Genomic DNA, 516 nt, shown 5'->3' with positions numbered 1-516 from the left:
CAGCAATCATGCGACCGTATTGGAAGGTGGTGGCCGCATTCATGTTCATGTCCTTTTTGTTGAACTGCTTGTTTTTGTGCACCGTTTTAACTCACTTCAATACATTTAATGGCGCGCCATTAGCTGAAAAGTTGGCGAATATTTTTATGTACGCGGCGAACTGGCCGGCATTTTTGCTTCATAAATATCCATATGTCATCGCAGGTGGTGGGGAAACAGTCTATGAAGCCCTTGGATGGATCCAGCCTTTAATTTTGATCATCAACCTCACAGGATGGGGGATGGTGGGATTTGTCATGGCTTACTTAGGCAGAAAAAGAAAGTGATTCCTCCTGGGATAGGTTTCGTACGTTTTTTGAAACACCTAAAGCGTCAGCCACAGTTTAATCTGAGGCTTACACCTGAAGAAAGGTGCCAACCACAACAGGTGGAGGCGGTCTCCGCGGTACGGTGAAGTCGGCAAAGTTTATGAAAGTTAAGCCGCTTCGCCGCTCACCTGCAACCCGTTGGACGGGA

1 protein-coding gene is annotated in these 516 nt (G+C 47.1%); it reads left to right on the top strand.

Translation table 11 applies throughout. From position 1 onward, the window contains the following. Positions 1-326 (top strand): hypothetical protein (locus L4X63_RS23550; RefSeq protein WP_250681110.1); only part of this gene is annotated, 326 nt, incomplete at its 5' end. Positions 327-516 lie beyond the last annotated feature (190 nt).

The sequence above is a fragment of the Geomonas sp. Red32 genome, assembly GCF_023652955.1.
In the GTDB taxonomy this organism is placed as follows: domain Bacteria; phylum Desulfobacterota; class Desulfuromonadia; order Geobacterales; family Geobacteraceae; genus Geomonas.
Note: the sequence above shows the minus strand (reverse complement) of the source record. Positions and strands in the feature narration are given on the sequence as shown.